Below are 16587 nucleotides of genomic sequence, written 5' to 3'. Positions count from 1 at the left end.
TTAATATATATAGGACTAGGTGGTGCTAGAAAGGGGGGAACAGGGTGATTGAAATTTTTTTCAATGAACCCATTGACGCAGCTTATGTCTACGAACGATTACAAAAACGCTTAAAAAAGCAATCGAGACCATACATTTTAAGAAGACACAAAATCAATACAATTTTAATCACATTTCCTCAAAACACTGAAGATTTAATAAAAAGTATTTTAGTTCCGACACTAGTACAATTTATTTTACTTCAAAAAGAAGATAAGTGGATTCAATCCATTTTACATACATCTTTTTTCTATGAGGAAGACGAGCAAAGTCAAATCATACCTATTGCACAATCATTATTAAGAGGAACTAGAAGAAGCATACCAAACCAGAAAAAAATTCGTAGAAGTAAAAATTTAGTTTCATATGCACTTTCTGAGTATTTAAAAGATGGAGTAAATTTTAGCTTCGATTCATTTATTACATTTCGTTTAAAGGAATATTATAAGCAGTTAGCCTATGTTTGTGAAATTGCAATAGATGAGTACAAATTAGAAAACGAATACCAAAATCTTATTGAGAGTCTAAGACAGCAGGTACTTAAAACGGATGCGCTAATTCCTCATGTGCATATCGTTTTTGACGGGAAGTTTAGCGTATATGATCATCTCTTTTTACCTCTTACTAAAGATGTATTAAAAGAATATGGCAAACAAGTGGAAAATAGAGAGTATATTGATAACGAATTAATTTTGCCCTTAACGGCAATTGCGCCTAAAAGAATTCATTTATACACTTCATCAGTCGATAATTCATTAATCATTACACTTCAAAATATCTTTCAAGAACGAGTCCTAATACATACATTACAAGAGTTTTCACAGGAAAAATTGAAATGAAAATTTATAATTTAAAAAAGCATTGTCATAAATAAGTTTCTTTGATATAATAAATTTCGTTGCGAACAAAGCATACGAATATTGACAACATCATGTCGCTATGTTATAGTAACGAAAGAAAAGAATACTTATTTGTTGAAGAAGAAGCACCCGCTTCTCACCTGGATGACGCTACACGCTGTTATCAGGTAACAGAATCATTAATTACTTTGATACTGTCAGTGTGGGTGTATTTATATACCCACACTTTTTTGTTGGGTTATGATTGCTTCAACGATACAAATTAAGATCATTCTTACAATACCTTGGAGGTGTTTTACTATTAGCAAAGACATGATGGTAAACGATGGAATTCGTGCTCGTGAAGTTCGATTAATTGGTCCTAACGGAGATCAACTTGGAATCAAGACAAAACAAGAGGCTCTTGAGTTAGCTTCGAATGTTAATCTTGATCTAGTGATGGTAGCACCAACGGCAAAACCACCTGTATGTCGAATTATGGACTACGGAAAATTCCGTTTCGAGCAACAAAAGAAAGACAAAGAGAGCCGTAAAAACCAAAAAATTATTAGCATGAAAGAAGTTCGTTTAAGTCCTACAATTGATGAACATGACTTTAACACAAAACTTCGTAATGCAATTAAGTTCTTAGAAAAAGGCGATAAAGTTAAAGCGTCTATTCGCTTCAAAGGACGCGCTATTACGCATAAGGAAATTGGACAACGAGTACTTGATCGTTTCTCAACTGCTTGTGCAGAAGTCGCAACTGTTGAGTCACATCCAAAAATGGACGGTCGTAGTATGTTCTTAGTCTTAGCACCTAAAAACGAAAAGTAATTTATTTGAGGAGGAAACACGATATGCCTAAAATGAAAACTCACCGTGGTTCAGCAAAACGTTTTAAAAAGACTGGATCTGGTAAATTAAAACGTGGTCGTGCATACACAAGCCACTTATTCGCTAACAAATCTACAAAAGCAAAACGTAAATTACGTAAAGCTTCATTAGTAAGCAAAGGCGATTTCAAACGTATCCGCTTTATGCTTACAAACATGAAATAAGAACGATAAACGTATTAGATAGATATCTAGGAGGGAAACAATATGCCAAGAGTTAAAGGCGGTACAGTTACACGCGCTCGTCGTAAAAAGGTTATTAAATTAGCAAAAGGTTATTACGGTTCTAAACATACATTATTCAAAGTTGCAAACCAACAAGTTATGAAATCATTAATGTATGCTTACCGTGACCGTCGTCAAAAGAAACGTGATTTCCGTAAATTATGGATCACTCGTATCAACGCGGCTGCTCGTATGAACGGACTTTCTTACAGCCGTTTAATGCACGGATTAAAATTAGCAGGTATCGAAGTTAACCGTAAAATGTTAGCTGACCTAGCTGTTGCTGACGAAAAAGCATTTGCTGAATTAGCAAACGCTGCAAAAGCTAACTTAAAATAATTCGTTTAAAAAATCCTTAACATTTGTTAAGGATTTTTTTTCACTTTAAAGTATAAATTGGCAACGAGGAAGTTAATTCGACGTGGTATCCAATTTTAGGAATAAAGTATAAGTGCAACTAAACCTCTGTCTTCGCCTTAAGGCTTGCCAATCGGCAAGTTTTCTTTATTTGAATAGTTTTCTTAAACGAAACTAAATTCTTTTTTCATGTTATTGACGTTGGATTCATGACAATATTTTGTGAAACCAGATGGAAATGAAAACTCTTTTTCTAATAAATTTATTTCTGCCTCATTATTATTCTGTACAGCTTTTTGAAGTCTTTCTAAGTAACTTCTACCTAGCTCAATTCGAGTAGCAATCTCTTCTTTATTTGATGAAACTTGGCCGTGGCCTGGAACTAACAATGAGAAATCAAACTTATTAATCAGTTCTTCTGCCTTATCTAAAGTATTGTAATAACTTTTTACACTATCAAATACAATCGGAAGTTCAAAATCAGATAAATAATCCCCTGTAACCCATATTCCTAAATTTTCAATAAAAAGGAATAAACCATCTTTCGTATGCCCAGGAGAATGATAAAATCTTAATGTTGTTTGTCCGATTTTAATTTCCTGACCATCTTCACTAATAATTAAATCAATTTTTGGAAATTGTATTGGCTGGGCATGATTAATATAATTATCATTGTAAAATTGACGGATTTTCGATAGTTTAATATCTTTTTCAGGATGGTTATGTAAATTTTCACTACCAATAGTCTTAGCGTTAGGAAATGCATAATAACCTATAATGTGATCAAAATCTCCATGTGTAAAGTATAAATAAATTGATCGTTCATTTTTTATTGATTCAACAAATTCCTTTATCTCATTTATTTCATGAGGTAACCAAGTTGGATCTACAATAATAATACAATCGTCGGTTGCTACAACTGTTGAGTTTGTTTGAAATAATGCACTTTGAAATACTGTAAGATTGTCATTTTGAAATAAAATCATTGAATTACTCCTTTATTTAATTTTTAGAAAATTATGCCGTTATTTAATATTGTACCAAATAATAGAAAAAACCTTAATGAAATAACTACAATTGTGTCAGTTCATTAAGGTTATATCAATTATGATTATCTTGGAAAGAAATTTGGCAAAAGCGTTGTATCATCGTATCGTTTATGAAATACATGAGTTGTAGCAGGCGACATAGGCGGAATTAACCACTTCCAATTACCTGTTAACTCACGGCCACATGACTCTTCTTGTTTTTCAAATTGAAGAAATTGCTGTGCAGCAGAATGATGATCAACAATACTAACACCATTTTTTTTATATGAATATAAAACGGCAATATTTAATTCAACTAGTGCACGATCTTTCCAAAGTGTACTATTTCTTTTCGTATCTTGACCGATAATTTTTGCTACTTTAGGCAACAGATTAAAACGAAATTCATCCGCAAAATTTCGAGCACCAATTTCAGTTCCCATATACCATCCATTAAATGGGGCAGTACTATAAGATATACCACCAATCTCTAGAGTCATATCTGAGATCAACGGAACAGCATACCATTTAGTATTTAGAGGGGAAAAATCATATTCAGGATGTTCAATAGGTACTTCGAGTACGATTTCATTTGGGATCGTAAAATAGTTTGGTTCATGATTGTCTAAGGAATAAACAATGGGCAAAATATCGAAGTTAGTACCATTTCCTTTCCAACCAAGACTCTCACATTCCTTTGTAAACTCGATCGATTTCGGGTCTCCAATTATTCCATTTTCTGTTTCGTAGCCAGCATATCGGATCAGCTGGTGATTATGGATTTTAAGAGTATTATTTGTTCCTAGATTTGGTTTGAAAATTGTAATTGTAGGTAGGATCTTACCTGAATTTGTAGCATAGCTTATATGATGAAATATTTCGATCTGTATACTTTTATCATCGTTAATATGGCGAGCATCTAAAACATGAAGCTTATCCCAAAATAGTCTACCGATACAGCGGTTACTATTACGCCATGCCATTTTCGCACCATGCTCTAATTCTTCATAATTATGAGTGTAAAAACCAGTATCTCGAATTTCAGCTTCAATAATTTTTAATCGTTTTTCTATTTGATCGGATTTATCGAGTTCCTTATAGCATTGTGATATAAAGGTAAATGCTTCTTTATATAAAGCGGAAGTAGTTATCATATTAATCTCCAGATGGTTAATTTAAAAAACTAGTAATAATTTATAAGCTTCATTATTATACCCCACAAATAATTTGGAGAAAATTAATATAAAATTTATATGTTTTAATACGAGGGCTGAAGAACTATCTAAAAATTTTGTCAAAAGGAATCCCAAATTGTATAATGTTATATGTACATAATCTTAATTAATAAAGGATGGATGAGTTTGTCTACTTTAGATGCAAAGTTACAAATGTTAAAAGAACTAACAGATGCAAACGGCGTAGCTGGATTTGAACACGAACCACGTGAAGTAATGAGAAAATATATTACACCACTTGCTGATGAGGTTGTAACTGATAATTTAGGAAGCTTAATAGCAGTTAAAACCGGAGACCCAAATGGTCCAAGAATTAAAGTTGCTGGACATCTTGATGAAGTTGGATTTATGGTTACACAAATTGATGATAAAGGATTTTTACGTTTTCAAACAATTGGTGGCTGGTGGTCCCAAGTAATGCTTGCTCAGCGTGTTACCATTTCAACAAAAGAAGGTAATATTACAGGTATTATTGGCTCGAAACCGCCTCATATTATGAGTGCAGAAGCAAGAAGAAAAGTAGTAGACATTAAGGATATGTTTATTGATATCGGTGCTTCAAGTAAAGAAGAGGCATTAGAATTTGGGGTTCGTCCTGGAGACCAGGTTGTTCCATATTTTGAATTCCAAACGATGAAAAATGAAAAATTATTATTAGCAAAAGCATGGGATAACCGTATCGGTTGTGCTATTGCAATTGACGTTTTAGAACAATTACAAGGCCAAGCACATCCGAATATCGTATTTGGAGTTGGAACAGTACAAGAAGAAGTAGGACTTCGTGGTGCAAAAACATCTACGTATAAAATTGAACCAGATATCGGTTTTGCATTAGATGTCGGTGTTGCAGGTGACATGCCAGGTGTATCTGAAAGAGAAGCACAAGGTAAATTAGGCAAAGGTCCACAAATCGTTTTATATGATGCATCAATGGTGTCTCATAAAGATTTACGTGAATTTGTAGTAAATGTAGCAGATGAAATTGGAATTCCATATCAATATGAATCCATGCCTGGCGGAGGAACTGACGCTGGTTCAATGCATATTACTATGAAAGGCGTTCCAGCATTAGCAATTACAATTCCAACGAGATATATTCATTCTCATTCTGGAATCCTTCATCGTGATGACTATGAAAATACAGTTAAATTAATCGTAGAAGTAATCAAACGATTAGATCGCGATACAGTAGATCGTATAACATATAACTAAGAAAAAAAAATCCCTCATTTATTGAGGGATTTTTTTTGTAGTTTTAAATTGATATTGCTTACATCTTGTATTTTAGGTGACCCCTTATGAGGAACTAACAACCAAGATTTGGTAGTTATAGTACCACATGAAGCTCCTATGAGGAACTAAAAACCAAGATTTTATGGTTATAGCACCTCATGAAGCTCCTATGTGGAACTAAAAACCAAGATTTTGTGGTTATAGTACCTCATGAAGCCCTAATGAGGAACTAAATACAAAAATTTTGCAGTTATAGTATCTCATAAACCTCCATTTATTAAGGTTTTTTCGCTTCTTCGACTTACCTTTCCAACCTGATTTTCCCACTTTTTCCTTCTTTAACGTTATCGAACTGAAACAAATTGTATCATTCCTATAACTTGTTTGAAATAGTTTTGTCATATCTTATTGTTATCATGAATGCACGCTTTTCAAATAAGGATACTCGGAAATAGAGTCTGAAAAATGGTTTCTTAGGGAATTTTTTAAAGCTTATAAATAAAATTTAGACTCCAATTTTGTAAATGGAGTTTCTTAAGGAGCCAAGACTTAATTAGTACTTGGCTGATTTTTTTTATGAGGAGAATCCTTATTTTAAATACGGAGAAGCAAAATAAATATAAGTTTTGAGGTGAGTTAATGAAAGCAAAAGTTAAAGTGAAGAACGTAACAAAGGTTTTCGGTAAGTCTCCAAAGAACGCCATAAAGTTACTAGAAAAGGGATATTCAAAAAAGCAAATTTTAGAGCAGACAAACTCAACAATTGGTGTAAATAATGCTAGCTTTGAAATATTCCCGGGTGAAATTTTTGTTGTAATGGGACTGTCAGGTAGTGGTAAATCTACCTTAATTCGAATGCTCAATCGATTAATTGAACCAACTACTGGACAAATCTTGATAGACGATGAGGATATTGTAAAAATGAATCCTCAGCAGTTAAGAGATGTTCGTCGTAAAAAAATTAGTATGGTTTTTCAAAATTTTGCTCTGTTCCCGCACAAGACAATTCTTGAAAATACAGAATATGGTTTAGAAATACAAAATATTTCACAGGAAGAAAGAACTGAAAAAGCTTTAAAGTCATTAGAAATAGTTGGCTTAAAAGGATATGAGCATCAGTTCCCATCACAATTAAGTGGTGGTATGCAACAACGTGTTGGTCTTGCAAGGGCACTAACAAGTGACACGGATATTTTATTAATGGATGAAGCATTTAGCGCGCTCGATCCATTAATTCGTAAAGATATGCAGGACGAATTATTAGAACTGCAAGAGACGATGAAAAAAACGATTATATTTATAACACATGACCTTGATGAGGCCTTACGAATTGGTGACAGAATTGCTCTTATGAAAGATGGTAACATAATGCAAATTGGTTCTCCTGAGGAGATCATGGTAAATCCAGCCAATGAATATGTTGAACGATTTGTAGAAGATGTAGACCTATCAAAAGTATTAACGGCGGCGCATGTGCAGAAGCGTGCTGAAAGAATTACGCCTGACCGTGGACCACGTGTTGCTTTACAAGTAATGAGAGACCAAGGATATTCAAGTATATTTGTGGTTGATCGTAGACAAAAGCTACTTGGAGCAATTACTGCTGAAGATGCTTCAAATGCTCTTATTAAAAATAAATCGGTAGAGGAAGCTATGCAGAAGGAAATTGTGTCTGTTTATGAAGATACTTTATTAACTGATGTAATTGGAGCACTTGCAACTTCTGTACTACCATTAGCAGTTATAGATAAAAATGATCGATTAAAAGGTGTCATTATCCGTGGAGCAGTTATCGGTGCATTAGCGGGTAAAACAGACGATTTAAATATAAAGGGAGGTTAAATATATGGGTATTCCAAAAATTCCGTTAGCAGATTGGATTGATAAAATTGTCGATTTGATCATTAAAACTTTCCATCCTCTATTTGGCGCAATAACCAACATCACAGAAACCCTTTTAAATAACCTTGTTAAAGTTTTAGGACTTGGCCCATCTATTATTCTAATAATATTAATTTCATTACTTGCTTTTTATACAAGTAGGTGGACAGTTGGTCTGTTTACATTACTTGGTTTATTATTAATCGATAATCTTGGACTTTGGGATGCTACAGTTGATTCGTTAGCATTGATCTTATCATCAATCGTTATTACAGTTGTAATTGGAATTCCTTTAGGGATTTGGACGTCGCAAAACGATCGAGTGAAACAAGTGATTACACCAATACTCGACTTTATGCAAACAATGCCAGCATTTGTTTATTTAATACCAGCAATTCTCTTTTTCGGAATTGGTGTAGTTCCTGGTATTTTAGCTTCTGTTATTTTTGCAATACCACCAACAATACGATTAACGAATTTAGGTATTCGAGAGGTTCCAAATGATTTAATAGAGGCATCAAACGCTTTTGGATCAACAACATGGCAAAGACTCTTTAAAGTACAGCTACCTTTAGCAGCACCTACGATTTTAGCGGGTATCAATCAAAGTATTATGCTTGCATTATCGATGGTAGTTATTTCATCACTAGTAGGTGCTCCAGGATTAGGTGCAGAGGTTTATCGTGCTGTGACTCAGATTAAAGTAGGTGAAGGGTTTGAGGCCGGAATATCAATTGTTATTGTTGCAATTATTCTTGATCGAATTTCTCAAAATCTTCGTCAACCTGCTTATGGGAAAAAAATTGCTAAAAAATATGTTTATGGATTAATTACGTTAATCTTTTGTATTTCCGCCATTTCAGTTGCCATTGCAGGTGGTAAGAATCAAAAATCAACTTCAAATAAAATAGGTGCACAAGTTAATTTTGAGATTACTGGAATAGATCCAGGAGCTGGGTTAATGAAAGCAACTGAAAAAGCAATGAAGGATTACGACTTAAAGGATTGGACATTAAAAGAAGGTTCTTCTGCAGCGATGACTGCTGAATTGAAAAAAGCTTATGAAAATAAAGAACCTATTATCGTTACCGGATGGACGCCTCACTGGATGTTTTCAAAATATAAATTAAAGTATTTAGAAGATCCAAAAGGGTCATTTGGTAAGGATGAAGAAATTCATACAGTAGTTAGAAAAGGATTAAAAGAAGACATGCCAGGTGCATACAAGATTTTAGATAACTTTTCATGGAAACCTTCTGATATGGAAGAAGTTATGAGTGATATTCAAGAAGGTGCGAAACCTGAGAATGCAGCGGCGAAATGGATCAAAAAGCATCAAGATCAAGTAAATAATTGGACGAAAGATGCTTCAAAAGGAAATGGTGAAAAAATTAGTCTCGTTTATGTTTCATGGGAATCTGAAGTTGCCAGTACAAATGTGATTGGAAAAGTACTTGAAAACCAAGGCTATGACGTTACATTAAAACAAGTTGAGGCAGGACCAATGTTTGCTGGTATCTCAGATGGAAGTGCAGATGCAATGGTCGCAGCTTGGCTTCCAACAACTCATAAAGATTACATGAATGAGTACAAAAAACAATTAGTTGATCTTGGACCGAATTTAAAAGGGACAAAATTAGGCTTAGTAGTTCCAGAATATATGAAGATTAATTCGATCGATGATTTAAAAGGTAAAACGAAGTAACCAAAATCATACTGAAAAATGAAAAGGACTAACTTTGGTTAGTCCTTTTCTATGTTTTTAACAGATTAGATTACTGACTTACTCCATTTTCTAAAACTGTAAGAAGTTCATGCTTTTGATTTTCTGAAGCGTGACTCCAAAAAACTTCGAGAAGTACACCTAAACCTGGTAATACTTTTTCCTCGCCACTTTGAATCGCATCTACAATTGTTGCTTCTAATTGATCACTTTTATTACCTGAAATATTGTGAAGAACTGCTCCGCGAATATTAAAATTCATTTGGATTCTCCTTTCATATTAAGCTTTATGTAGTATTTGTAAACGGAAACGATTTTATGTATGATAAACGATATGAGATACGATGAAAGGTAAAGGAAACTTATGAAACAAATTGATTCCATACAAAATAATTCTGTAAAGGCTTGGAAAAAGCTACATACAAAAAAAGGAAGAGATAAAGCTAAACAATATATCGTAGAAGGTTTTCATTTAGTCGAGGAGGCAATTAAGAATGATGCACCGATTCTTCATTTATTAATCAGTGAAGCTATTGACTTACCTTCTAATTTTTCAACAGGATCATTTGAGATTACGTATATATCTAAAGAGGTTAGCAAAGAATTAAGCGAAACAGAAACATCTCAAGGGATTTTTGCAATTATTGAATTTTCTTTTGTAAGAATTGATTTTGAGAAAGTGTCAAAATTATTATTAATTGATGAAGTTCAAGATCCAGGGAATGTTGGAACAATGATTCGAACAGCGGATGCTGCTGGTTTTGATGGGGTTATTTTAGGTTCGGGTACAAGTGACCTATATAATGCTAAAACAATTCGATCCACCCAAGGATCATTATTCCATTTACCAATATTACGTGGTGATTTAGTTGAAGCAGTTTCTAATTTGAAAGATAAAGGAATAACTGTTTACGGAACATCGCTTCAAAATGCAAAACCGTTTAATGAAGTCAACGTTACAAATCGTTTTGCCATTATTGTAGGAAATGAAGGTAAGGGTGTGAAGTCAACATTACTTTCATTAACTGATGAAAATCTATATATACCGATTTATGGTAAAGCTGAATCATTAAACGTTGGTATTGCAGCAGGGATTCTAATGTATAGCCTGTGAAAAATAATAGAAGCCTCATTATGAGCTTTCTAGGACAGTAAAAATGATTCAAATCATTTAGTAAATAATTAGGTTGAGCAGTTGCATTAATTGAAAAAAATCAATATAATTAATTAAGAAAAATTTAATACATAAAAAGCTTTGACAGAGAATAGTAAATTTGAATCGCTATTTAGGGAAAAGGTGCCGTAGACTGTAAGCACTTTTATAGTAGACCAAATTGAATTCACCTCTTGAGCTAGCGCCGGGACCATTTTAGAATGTAAAGGCGACTCGGTCTATCTAAGTAGATCGTTATATGAATGAAGTGAGCAGTTAGTTTTTTGTAACATATTAACTGTTAATTAGGGTGGTACCGCGATCAATCCTCGTCCCTTTTTTGGGAGCGAGGTTTTTTTATGTTTAAATTTATGAATTTGAATAGGAGGATTATTCATGCAAGAGCGTTTAGTTTCTTTACAAGCAGAAGCGATTAAGCAAATAGAAGAAGCACAAGATTTAAAAGCATTAAATGAAATAAGAATTGCCTATCTAGGAAAAAAAGGTCCGATTACTGAGGCAATGAAAGCAATGAAGGATTTATCTCCTGAAGAGCGCCCAAAAATGGGTGCTGTTGCTAATGAAGTACGTGCGGCAATCCAAGAAAGACTTGAGGCAAAGCAAGTTGTATTAGAACAAAATGCAATTAATGAAAAATTGGAAAGTGAATCAATTGATGTAACACTTCCAGGAAGACCAGTTCATGCTGGTGGAGCTCACCCATTAAGAGCGGTCATTCAAGAAATTGAAGATTTATTTATTGGAATGGGATATGAAATCGCAGAAGGTCCAGAAGTAGAAAAGGACTATTATAATTTCGAAGCATTAAATTTACCAAAAAGTCACCCAGCTCGTGATATGCAGGATTCATTTTATATTTCTGAAGAAACATTAATGAGAACTCATACTTCACCTGTTCAAGCAAGAACAATGGAAGCAAACGTGGAAAAAGGTCCAATTAAAATAATTTGTCCTGGTAAAGTTTATCGCCGTGATGACGATGATGCTACACATTCTCACCAATTTATGCAAATTGAAGGTCTTGTAATTGGTGAAAACATTTCAATGAGTGACTTAAAAGGCACTTTACAACTTTTTGCGAAAAAAATGTTTGGTGAAGATCGTGAAATTCGCTTACGCCCAAGCTTCTTCCCATTCACTGAGCCTTCAGTAGAAATGGATATTTCTTGTATGAAATGTGGAGGGAAAGGCTGTAACATGTGTAAGCACACTGGATGGATTGAAATTTTAGGTGCAGGAATGGTACATCCTAACGTACTTGAGATGGCTGGATATAATCCAAAAGAAGTTCAGGGATTTGCTTTCGGTATGGGTCCAGAGCGTATTGCATTATTAAAATATGGTATTGATGATATTCGTCATTTCTATACGAACGATATAAGATTCTTAAAGCAATTCCAACAAATGTAAGGTAGGAGGGGACAAAACATGTTTGTATCAACAAAATGGTTACAAGAATACGTTGATTTAAGTGGTGTTACACCAGACGAGCTTGCAAAATTAATAACAAAAGCAGGTATTGAAGTTGAAGGTGTTAATCATCTTTCAGAAGGAATTAAAAATGTTGTTGTTGGTTATGTAATGGAACGTGAACAACATCCAGAGGCAGATAAATTATCAAAATGTACAGTTGATGTTGGGGAAGAGCAACCAGTACAAATTATTTGTGGCGCACCGAATGTTGCTAAGGGTCAAAAAGTGATCGTGGCAAAGGTAGGCGCTGTTTTACCGGGGAATTTCAAAATTAAAAAAGCAAAATTACGTGGTGAAGTTTCTGAAGGAATGATTTGCTCTCTTCAAGAATTAGGAATTGAAGGCAAAGTAGTTGCAAAAGAATTCTCAAATGGCATTTTTGTTTTACCAAGTGATGCTGAAGTAGGAGCAAATGCATTAGATGTACTTTATCGTGATGATGCAGTATTAGAACTTGGTTTAACACCAAACCGTGCTGATTGCTTAAATATGATTGGTGTTGCCTATGAGGTAGCTGCAATTTTAGATCGTGACGTGAAACTTCCAGCGATTAGTTCTGACTCAGCTACAACTGCTGACTATGTTTCAGTTTCAATTGAATCAAAAGAAGATGCACCATATTATAGTGCTAAATTAGTTAAAGGAGTAAAAATTGGTCCATCTCCATTATGGATGCAAGCTCGTTTAATGAGTGCGGGTATTCGTCCGATTAATAATGTGGTTGATATTACGAACTATATTTTAATTGAATATGGTCAACCATTACACGCGTTTGATTTTAATAAATTAAATAGTAATCAAATTATCGTTCGTCATGCGAAAGAAAACGAAAAGATCGTTACGCTTGATGGTGAAGAGCGCACATTACAGCCACATAATTTAGTAATCGCAACAGAAAAAGAAGCAGTAGCAGTTGCAGGTGTAATGGGCGGTCAAAGTACTGAGGTTGACGCGGAGACTGTAGACGTTTTAATTGAATCAGCTGTTTTCAGAGGTCAAAGTGTTCGCCAAACTTCAAAAGACCTAGGCTTACGTAGTGATTCAAGTGCTCGTTTTGAAAAAGGTATTGATGCTTCTCGTACATTCCCTGCTTCTGAACGTGCTGCTCAGTTAATGGCTGAACTAGCTGGTGGAACAATTGTAGAAGGTACTGTAATTGCCGATAATTTAGTTGAAGATGTTAAAAAAGTATCAGTTTCTGTAAGTAAGATTAATGGTGTACTTGGTACATCAATTGATGCTGAGACAGTAATAGAAATTTTCCGTCGCTTAAGATTAGAAGCTACTGGGGACGGTGAAGTATTTACGGTTACTGTTCCAAGTCGTCGTGGTGATCTTTCAATAGAAGAAGATTTAGTTGAAGAAGTAGGAAGACTATATGGCTATGATCATATTCCTGCTACTTTACCAACAGGTGTTGCTAGTCGTGGACAATTAACACCTTACCAAGCAAAACGTAGAAAAATTCGTCAGTATTTACAGCATGCAGGTCTTTACGAAGCTGTTACGTATTCTCTAACAAGCAATAGTAAAGTAAAACGCTTTGCGCTAGAAACAGTAGATGCAGAACCAGTACGTTTAGCATTACCTATGAGTGAAGAACGCAGTGAGCTACGTTTCAGTTTAGTACCACATTTATTAGATGCGATTGCATATAATGTTGCACGTAAGGAAGAAAATGTTCAACTATTTGAAACAGGCTCTGTATTTTTAACAAAGGAAAAGAACGAGCTTCCTCATGAAGAAGAATATTTAGCTGGAGCGTTAACTGGTTTATGGTTGCAACATGCTTGGCAAGGCGAGAAAAAAGCTGTGGATTTCTATGTTGTAAAAGGTATTTTAGACGGTTTATTTAATGAACTAGGTTTAACTAGTAAAATTTCATACGTTGCTGCTAAGAAAGAAGAATTACACCCAGGACGTACTGCAAGTATTTTATTAAACGGAGAAGAAATTGGTTTTATCGGTCAAGTTCATCCTGTTACTCAAAAAGAGTGGGATCTTAAAGAAACTTATGTTTTCCAATTATCTCTTGAAAAGCTATTAAATACTGAATTTGATGATATTTTATACAATGTAATTCCTCGTTTCCCATCAATGAACCGAGATATGGCATTAGTAGTTGATTCGAAAGTATTTGCTGGCGATATTTTATCTACAATTCGTTCAACTGGTGGAAGACTTCTAAAGGATGTTACAATCTTTGATTTATACGAAGGTGATAAGATGGAAGCTGGTAAAAAATCAGTTGCCTTCTCATTAACATATTTCGATCCAGAACGCACTTTAACGGATGAAGAAGTAACTAAAGCTCATTCAAAAGTTTTAAAAGCTGTAGAAGAAACACATAATGCTCAATTAAGAGGTTAATTATACTACTTTATTGAACGTATAGTAGTGAAGTTTAAATAAAATTCGTTTATTTTAATCAGTTTTTTAGTAATTTAACTTACTGATTTAATAATTTTTAAGCAAATGAAAACCGGAAATCTTAGATTTTCGGTTTTTTTTTAGGTGAATATTCTATTAGATAATTTTAATAGAGTATTCACCTATTTTTTGACTCATTTTTATGGTGAGAATGAACCAATTTGTCCTTTTTTTATACAATAAATTGTACAATTAAAATTTTTTTGAGAGGTGTATTTTTTTGCCACTACCACCAATTCCACCACTACCACAACAACCATCAGATCAACCAAATGAACCAGATACTACACAAAGCACAGATCAATCAGAGTTATTACAACAAATTTCTTCATTCCTTCCAAGACCAGTAATGGGTCCAACAGGTCCAACAGGAGCTACAGGTCCATGCGGTCCTGAAGGTCAACAAGGTCCTCGTGGAGAAAGAGGTAAACGAGGAAAAGAAGGGGAAGATGGAGACCGAGGTCCAAGAGGTCATATGGGACCAATGGGTCCTATGGGACCAATGGGCCCAGCAGGAACTCCGGGTACTGCAGGAGCAACAGGAGCAACAGGTCCAGCGGGAGTTACAGGTCCTTCAGGAGGCCCGGCAGGCCCAGCAGGAGCAACAGGCCCAGCAGGAGCAACAGGTCCAGCAGGAGCAACAGGCCCAGCAGGAACACCAGGAGCAGCGGGAGCAACAGGTCCACAAGGAATCCCAGGTCCAGCAGGAGCAACAGGCTCAGCAGGTCCAGCTGGTGTTCCAGGAGCAACAGGTCCAGCAGGTCCACAAGGATCACCAGGTCCACAAGGAGCAACAGGCCCAGCGGGAACACCAGGAACACCAGGAACACCGGGAACACCGGGTGCACCAGGAGCAACAGGCCCAGCAGGAACACCAGGAGCACCGGGAGCAACAGGTCCAGCAGGTCCAGCAGGAACACCGGGAGCAACAGGCCCAGCAGGAGCACCGGGAGCAACAGGTCCAGCAGGAACACCAGGCGCAGCAGGAGCAACAGGTCCAGCAGGAACACCGGGTGCAGCAGGAGCAACAGGCCCGGCAGGAACACCGGGTGCAGCAGGAGCGACAGGCCCAGCGGGAGCAACAGGCCCAGCAGGAGCAACAGGTCCAGCAGGGGCGACAGGTATAGCAGGTACAGGTGCAATCATTCCGTTTGCATCAGGTGCACCAGTAGTAATGTCAACAGTTTTAGGCGGATTAGCAGGTACAGCAGGTCTTGTAGGATTTGGAAGTTCGATTCCGAATGTTGCATTACTTCCTGGGCCAGCGATTGATTTAACTGGAACTGGTTTGCCAACTGAAATTCTTGATTTTGCATTCTCAATGCCTAGAGCGGGTACAATTACGTCTATTTCAGCATCATATAGTAACGTAGTAGCATTGGCTCTTTTAGGAACAAATATTGTGGTCACTGCACAATTATATAGTGCTCCAGTAAATAGTAATAACTTTACTCCATTAGCAGGTGCAAGCGTCACGTTGCCAACTCTAGCAGGCCCGCTTTCATTAGGCCAAATCACTAGTGGTATTTCTGCACCATTAGCAATACCAGTTGCTGCACAAACTCGTTTAATGATGGTATATACTGCAACTGCAAACGGTGCTAGCCTTATTAATACTGTTACTGGATATGCTAGTGCAGGAGTAGCTATAAATTAATTAATAAAAAGAAGAAATAAAAATAATTTTTTAAAATTTGACTCTACTAAACTAGATCACATTTAACTATCATTGATAGTTTTGAGTCTAGTAAGTAGAGTTTTTTTGCGGATTTTTAATAGAAGTAGTATTAAAATCCAAACAAACTTGTCCAACAAAAATATGATAAAGTGTACGTCAAAATATTTTTGGAGGTGTATCTATTTGCCAATACCACCAGGCCCACCAGGCCCACAATTACCACCAGTCTTACCATTACCACCAGCTCCAACAGGTCCTACGGGAGCACCACTACCACCAGGTCCTCCAGCTCCAACAGGAGCGACAGGTCCACAAGGTCCAACAGGAGCAACAGGTCCACAAGGTCCACAAGGTCCAACAGGCCCAGCAGGAGCAA

Annotated in this window: 15 protein-coding genes and 2 other annotated features; of the genes, 12 read left to right on the top strand and 3 right to left on the bottom strand. The window is 35.8% G+C overall.

Translation table 11 applies throughout. The features are described from left to right. Positions 1-44: 44 nt before the first annotated feature. From ytxC to rplT, 4 genes are all read left to right on the top strand, one after another. Positions 45-878, top strand: a complete 834-nt coding sequence (gene ytxC / locus CN946_RS21035; RefSeq protein ID WP_098862858.1) for a sporulation protein YtxC — start codon at positions 45-47, stop codon at positions 876-878. Positions 879-1010: 132 nt separating this feature from the next. Next, positions 1011-1137, top strand: a sequence feature (ribosomal protein L20 leader region). Between the two features lie 74 nt (positions 1138-1211). Next, the gene (gene infC / locus CN946_RS21030; RefSeq protein WP_069034593.1) at positions 1212-1715 is read left to right on the top strand and encodes a translation initiation factor IF-3; all 504 of its coding nucleotides are present in this window, start codon (positions 1212-1214) and stop codon (positions 1713-1715) included. 23 nt (positions 1716-1738) lie between these two features. Beyond that, on the top strand, positions 1739-1939 hold the full coding sequence (rpmI, locus tag CN946_RS21025; protein ID WP_025568429.1) for a 50S ribosomal protein L35: 201 nt from the start codon (positions 1739-1741) through the stop codon (positions 1937-1939). A 42-nt stretch (positions 1940-1981) separates the two neighbouring features. Beyond that, positions 1982-2338, top strand: a complete 357-nt coding sequence (gene rplT, locus CN946_RS21020; protein ID WP_025568430.1) for a 50S ribosomal protein L20 — start codon at positions 1982-1984, stop codon at positions 2336-2338. Between the two features lie 182 nt (positions 2339-2520). Here the strand turns inward: rplT and CN946_RS21015 are convergent, their stop codons facing one another. Both CN946_RS21015 and CN946_RS21010 read right to left on the bottom strand, forming a co-directional pair. Further along, positions 2521-3342 carry an MBL fold metallo-hydrolase gene (locus CN946_RS21015; protein WP_098862857.1) on the bottom strand — a complete coding sequence of 274 codons (822 nt, stop codon included), beginning with the start codon at positions 3340-3342 and terminating at the stop codon, positions 2521-2523. A gap of 125 nt (positions 3343-3467) precedes the next feature. Then, positions 3468-4538, bottom strand: coding sequence for a nitric oxide synthase oxygenase (locus CN946_RS21010; RefSeq protein ID WP_098862856.1), 1071 nt, complete (start codon positions 4536-4538; stop codon positions 3468-3470). Positions 4539-4745: 207 nt separating this feature from the next. Between CN946_RS21010 and CN946_RS21005 the strand changes: the two genes are divergently transcribed. From CN946_RS21005 to CN946_RS20995, 3 genes are all read left to right on the top strand, one after another. Continuing rightward, positions 4746-5831 (top strand): M42 family metallopeptidase, encoded by a 1086-nt coding sequence (locus tag CN946_RS21005; RefSeq protein ID WP_098862855.1) that lies wholly within the window; start codon positions 4746-4748, stop codon positions 5829-5831. A 660-nt stretch (positions 5832-6491) separates the two neighbouring features. Further along, positions 6492-7694, top strand: coding sequence for a quaternary amine ABC transporter ATP-binding protein (locus CN946_RS21000; RefSeq protein WP_098862854.1), 1203 nt, complete (start codon positions 6492-6494; stop codon positions 7692-7694). 4 nt (positions 7695-7698) lie between these two features. After that, the gene (locus CN946_RS20995) at positions 7699-9438 is read left to right on the top strand and encodes a glycine betaine ABC transporter substrate-binding protein (protein WP_098862853.1); all 1740 of its coding nucleotides are present in this window, start codon (positions 7699-7701) and stop codon (positions 9436-9438) included. A 70-nt stretch (positions 9439-9508) separates the two neighbouring features. On the opposite strand, the gene sspI is transcribed toward CN946_RS20995, so the two are convergent. Further along, positions 9509-9718, bottom strand: coding sequence for a small acid-soluble spore protein SspI (gene sspI, locus CN946_RS20990; RefSeq protein WP_098862852.1), 210 nt, complete (start codon positions 9716-9718; stop codon positions 9509-9511). A gap of 102 nt (positions 9719-9820) precedes the next feature. On the opposite strand from sspI, the gene CN946_RS20985 reads away from it, so the two are divergent. The 5 genes from CN946_RS20985 to CN946_RS20965 all read left to right on the top strand — a co-directional run. Then, positions 9821-10570 (top strand): TrmH family RNA methyltransferase, encoded by a 750-nt coding sequence (locus tag CN946_RS20985; protein WP_098862851.1) that lies wholly within the window; start codon positions 9821-9823, stop codon positions 10568-10570. A 132-nt stretch (positions 10571-10702) separates the two neighbouring features. Continuing rightward, positions 10703-10949 (top strand) — a binding site (T-box leader). Between the two features lie 56 nt (positions 10950-11005). Beyond that, positions 11006-12040: a phenylalanine--tRNA ligase subunit alpha gene (gene pheS / locus CN946_RS20980; RefSeq protein ID WP_098862850.1), complete on the top strand. Its 1035-nt coding sequence runs from the start codon at positions 11006-11008 to the stop codon at positions 12038-12040. An 18-nt stretch (positions 12041-12058) separates the two neighbouring features. After that, complete coding sequence (pheT, locus tag CN946_RS20975; protein ID WP_098862849.1) at positions 12059-14473, top strand: phenylalanine--tRNA ligase subunit beta; 2415 nt, start codon at positions 12059-12061, stop codon at positions 14471-14473. A 280-nt stretch (positions 14474-14753) separates the two neighbouring features. Beyond that, positions 14754-16190 (top strand): exosporium glycoprotein BclB-related protein, encoded by a 1437-nt coding sequence (locus tag CN946_RS20970; protein ID WP_098862848.1) that lies wholly within the window; start codon positions 14754-14756, stop codon positions 16188-16190. A 204-nt stretch (positions 16191-16394) separates the two neighbouring features. Next, positions 16395-16587: hypothetical protein (locus CN946_RS20965; protein WP_176547400.1), on the top strand; the 193-nt coding region annotated here is incomplete at its 3' end.

Origin of the sequence: Bacillus sp. AFS053548 (assembly GCF_002575105.1) — a bacterium.
Taxonomy (GTDB): domain Bacteria; phylum Bacillota; class Bacilli; order Bacillales; family Bacillaceae_G; genus Gottfriedia.
Note: the sequence above shows the minus strand (reverse complement) of the source record. Positions and strands in the feature narration are given on the sequence as shown.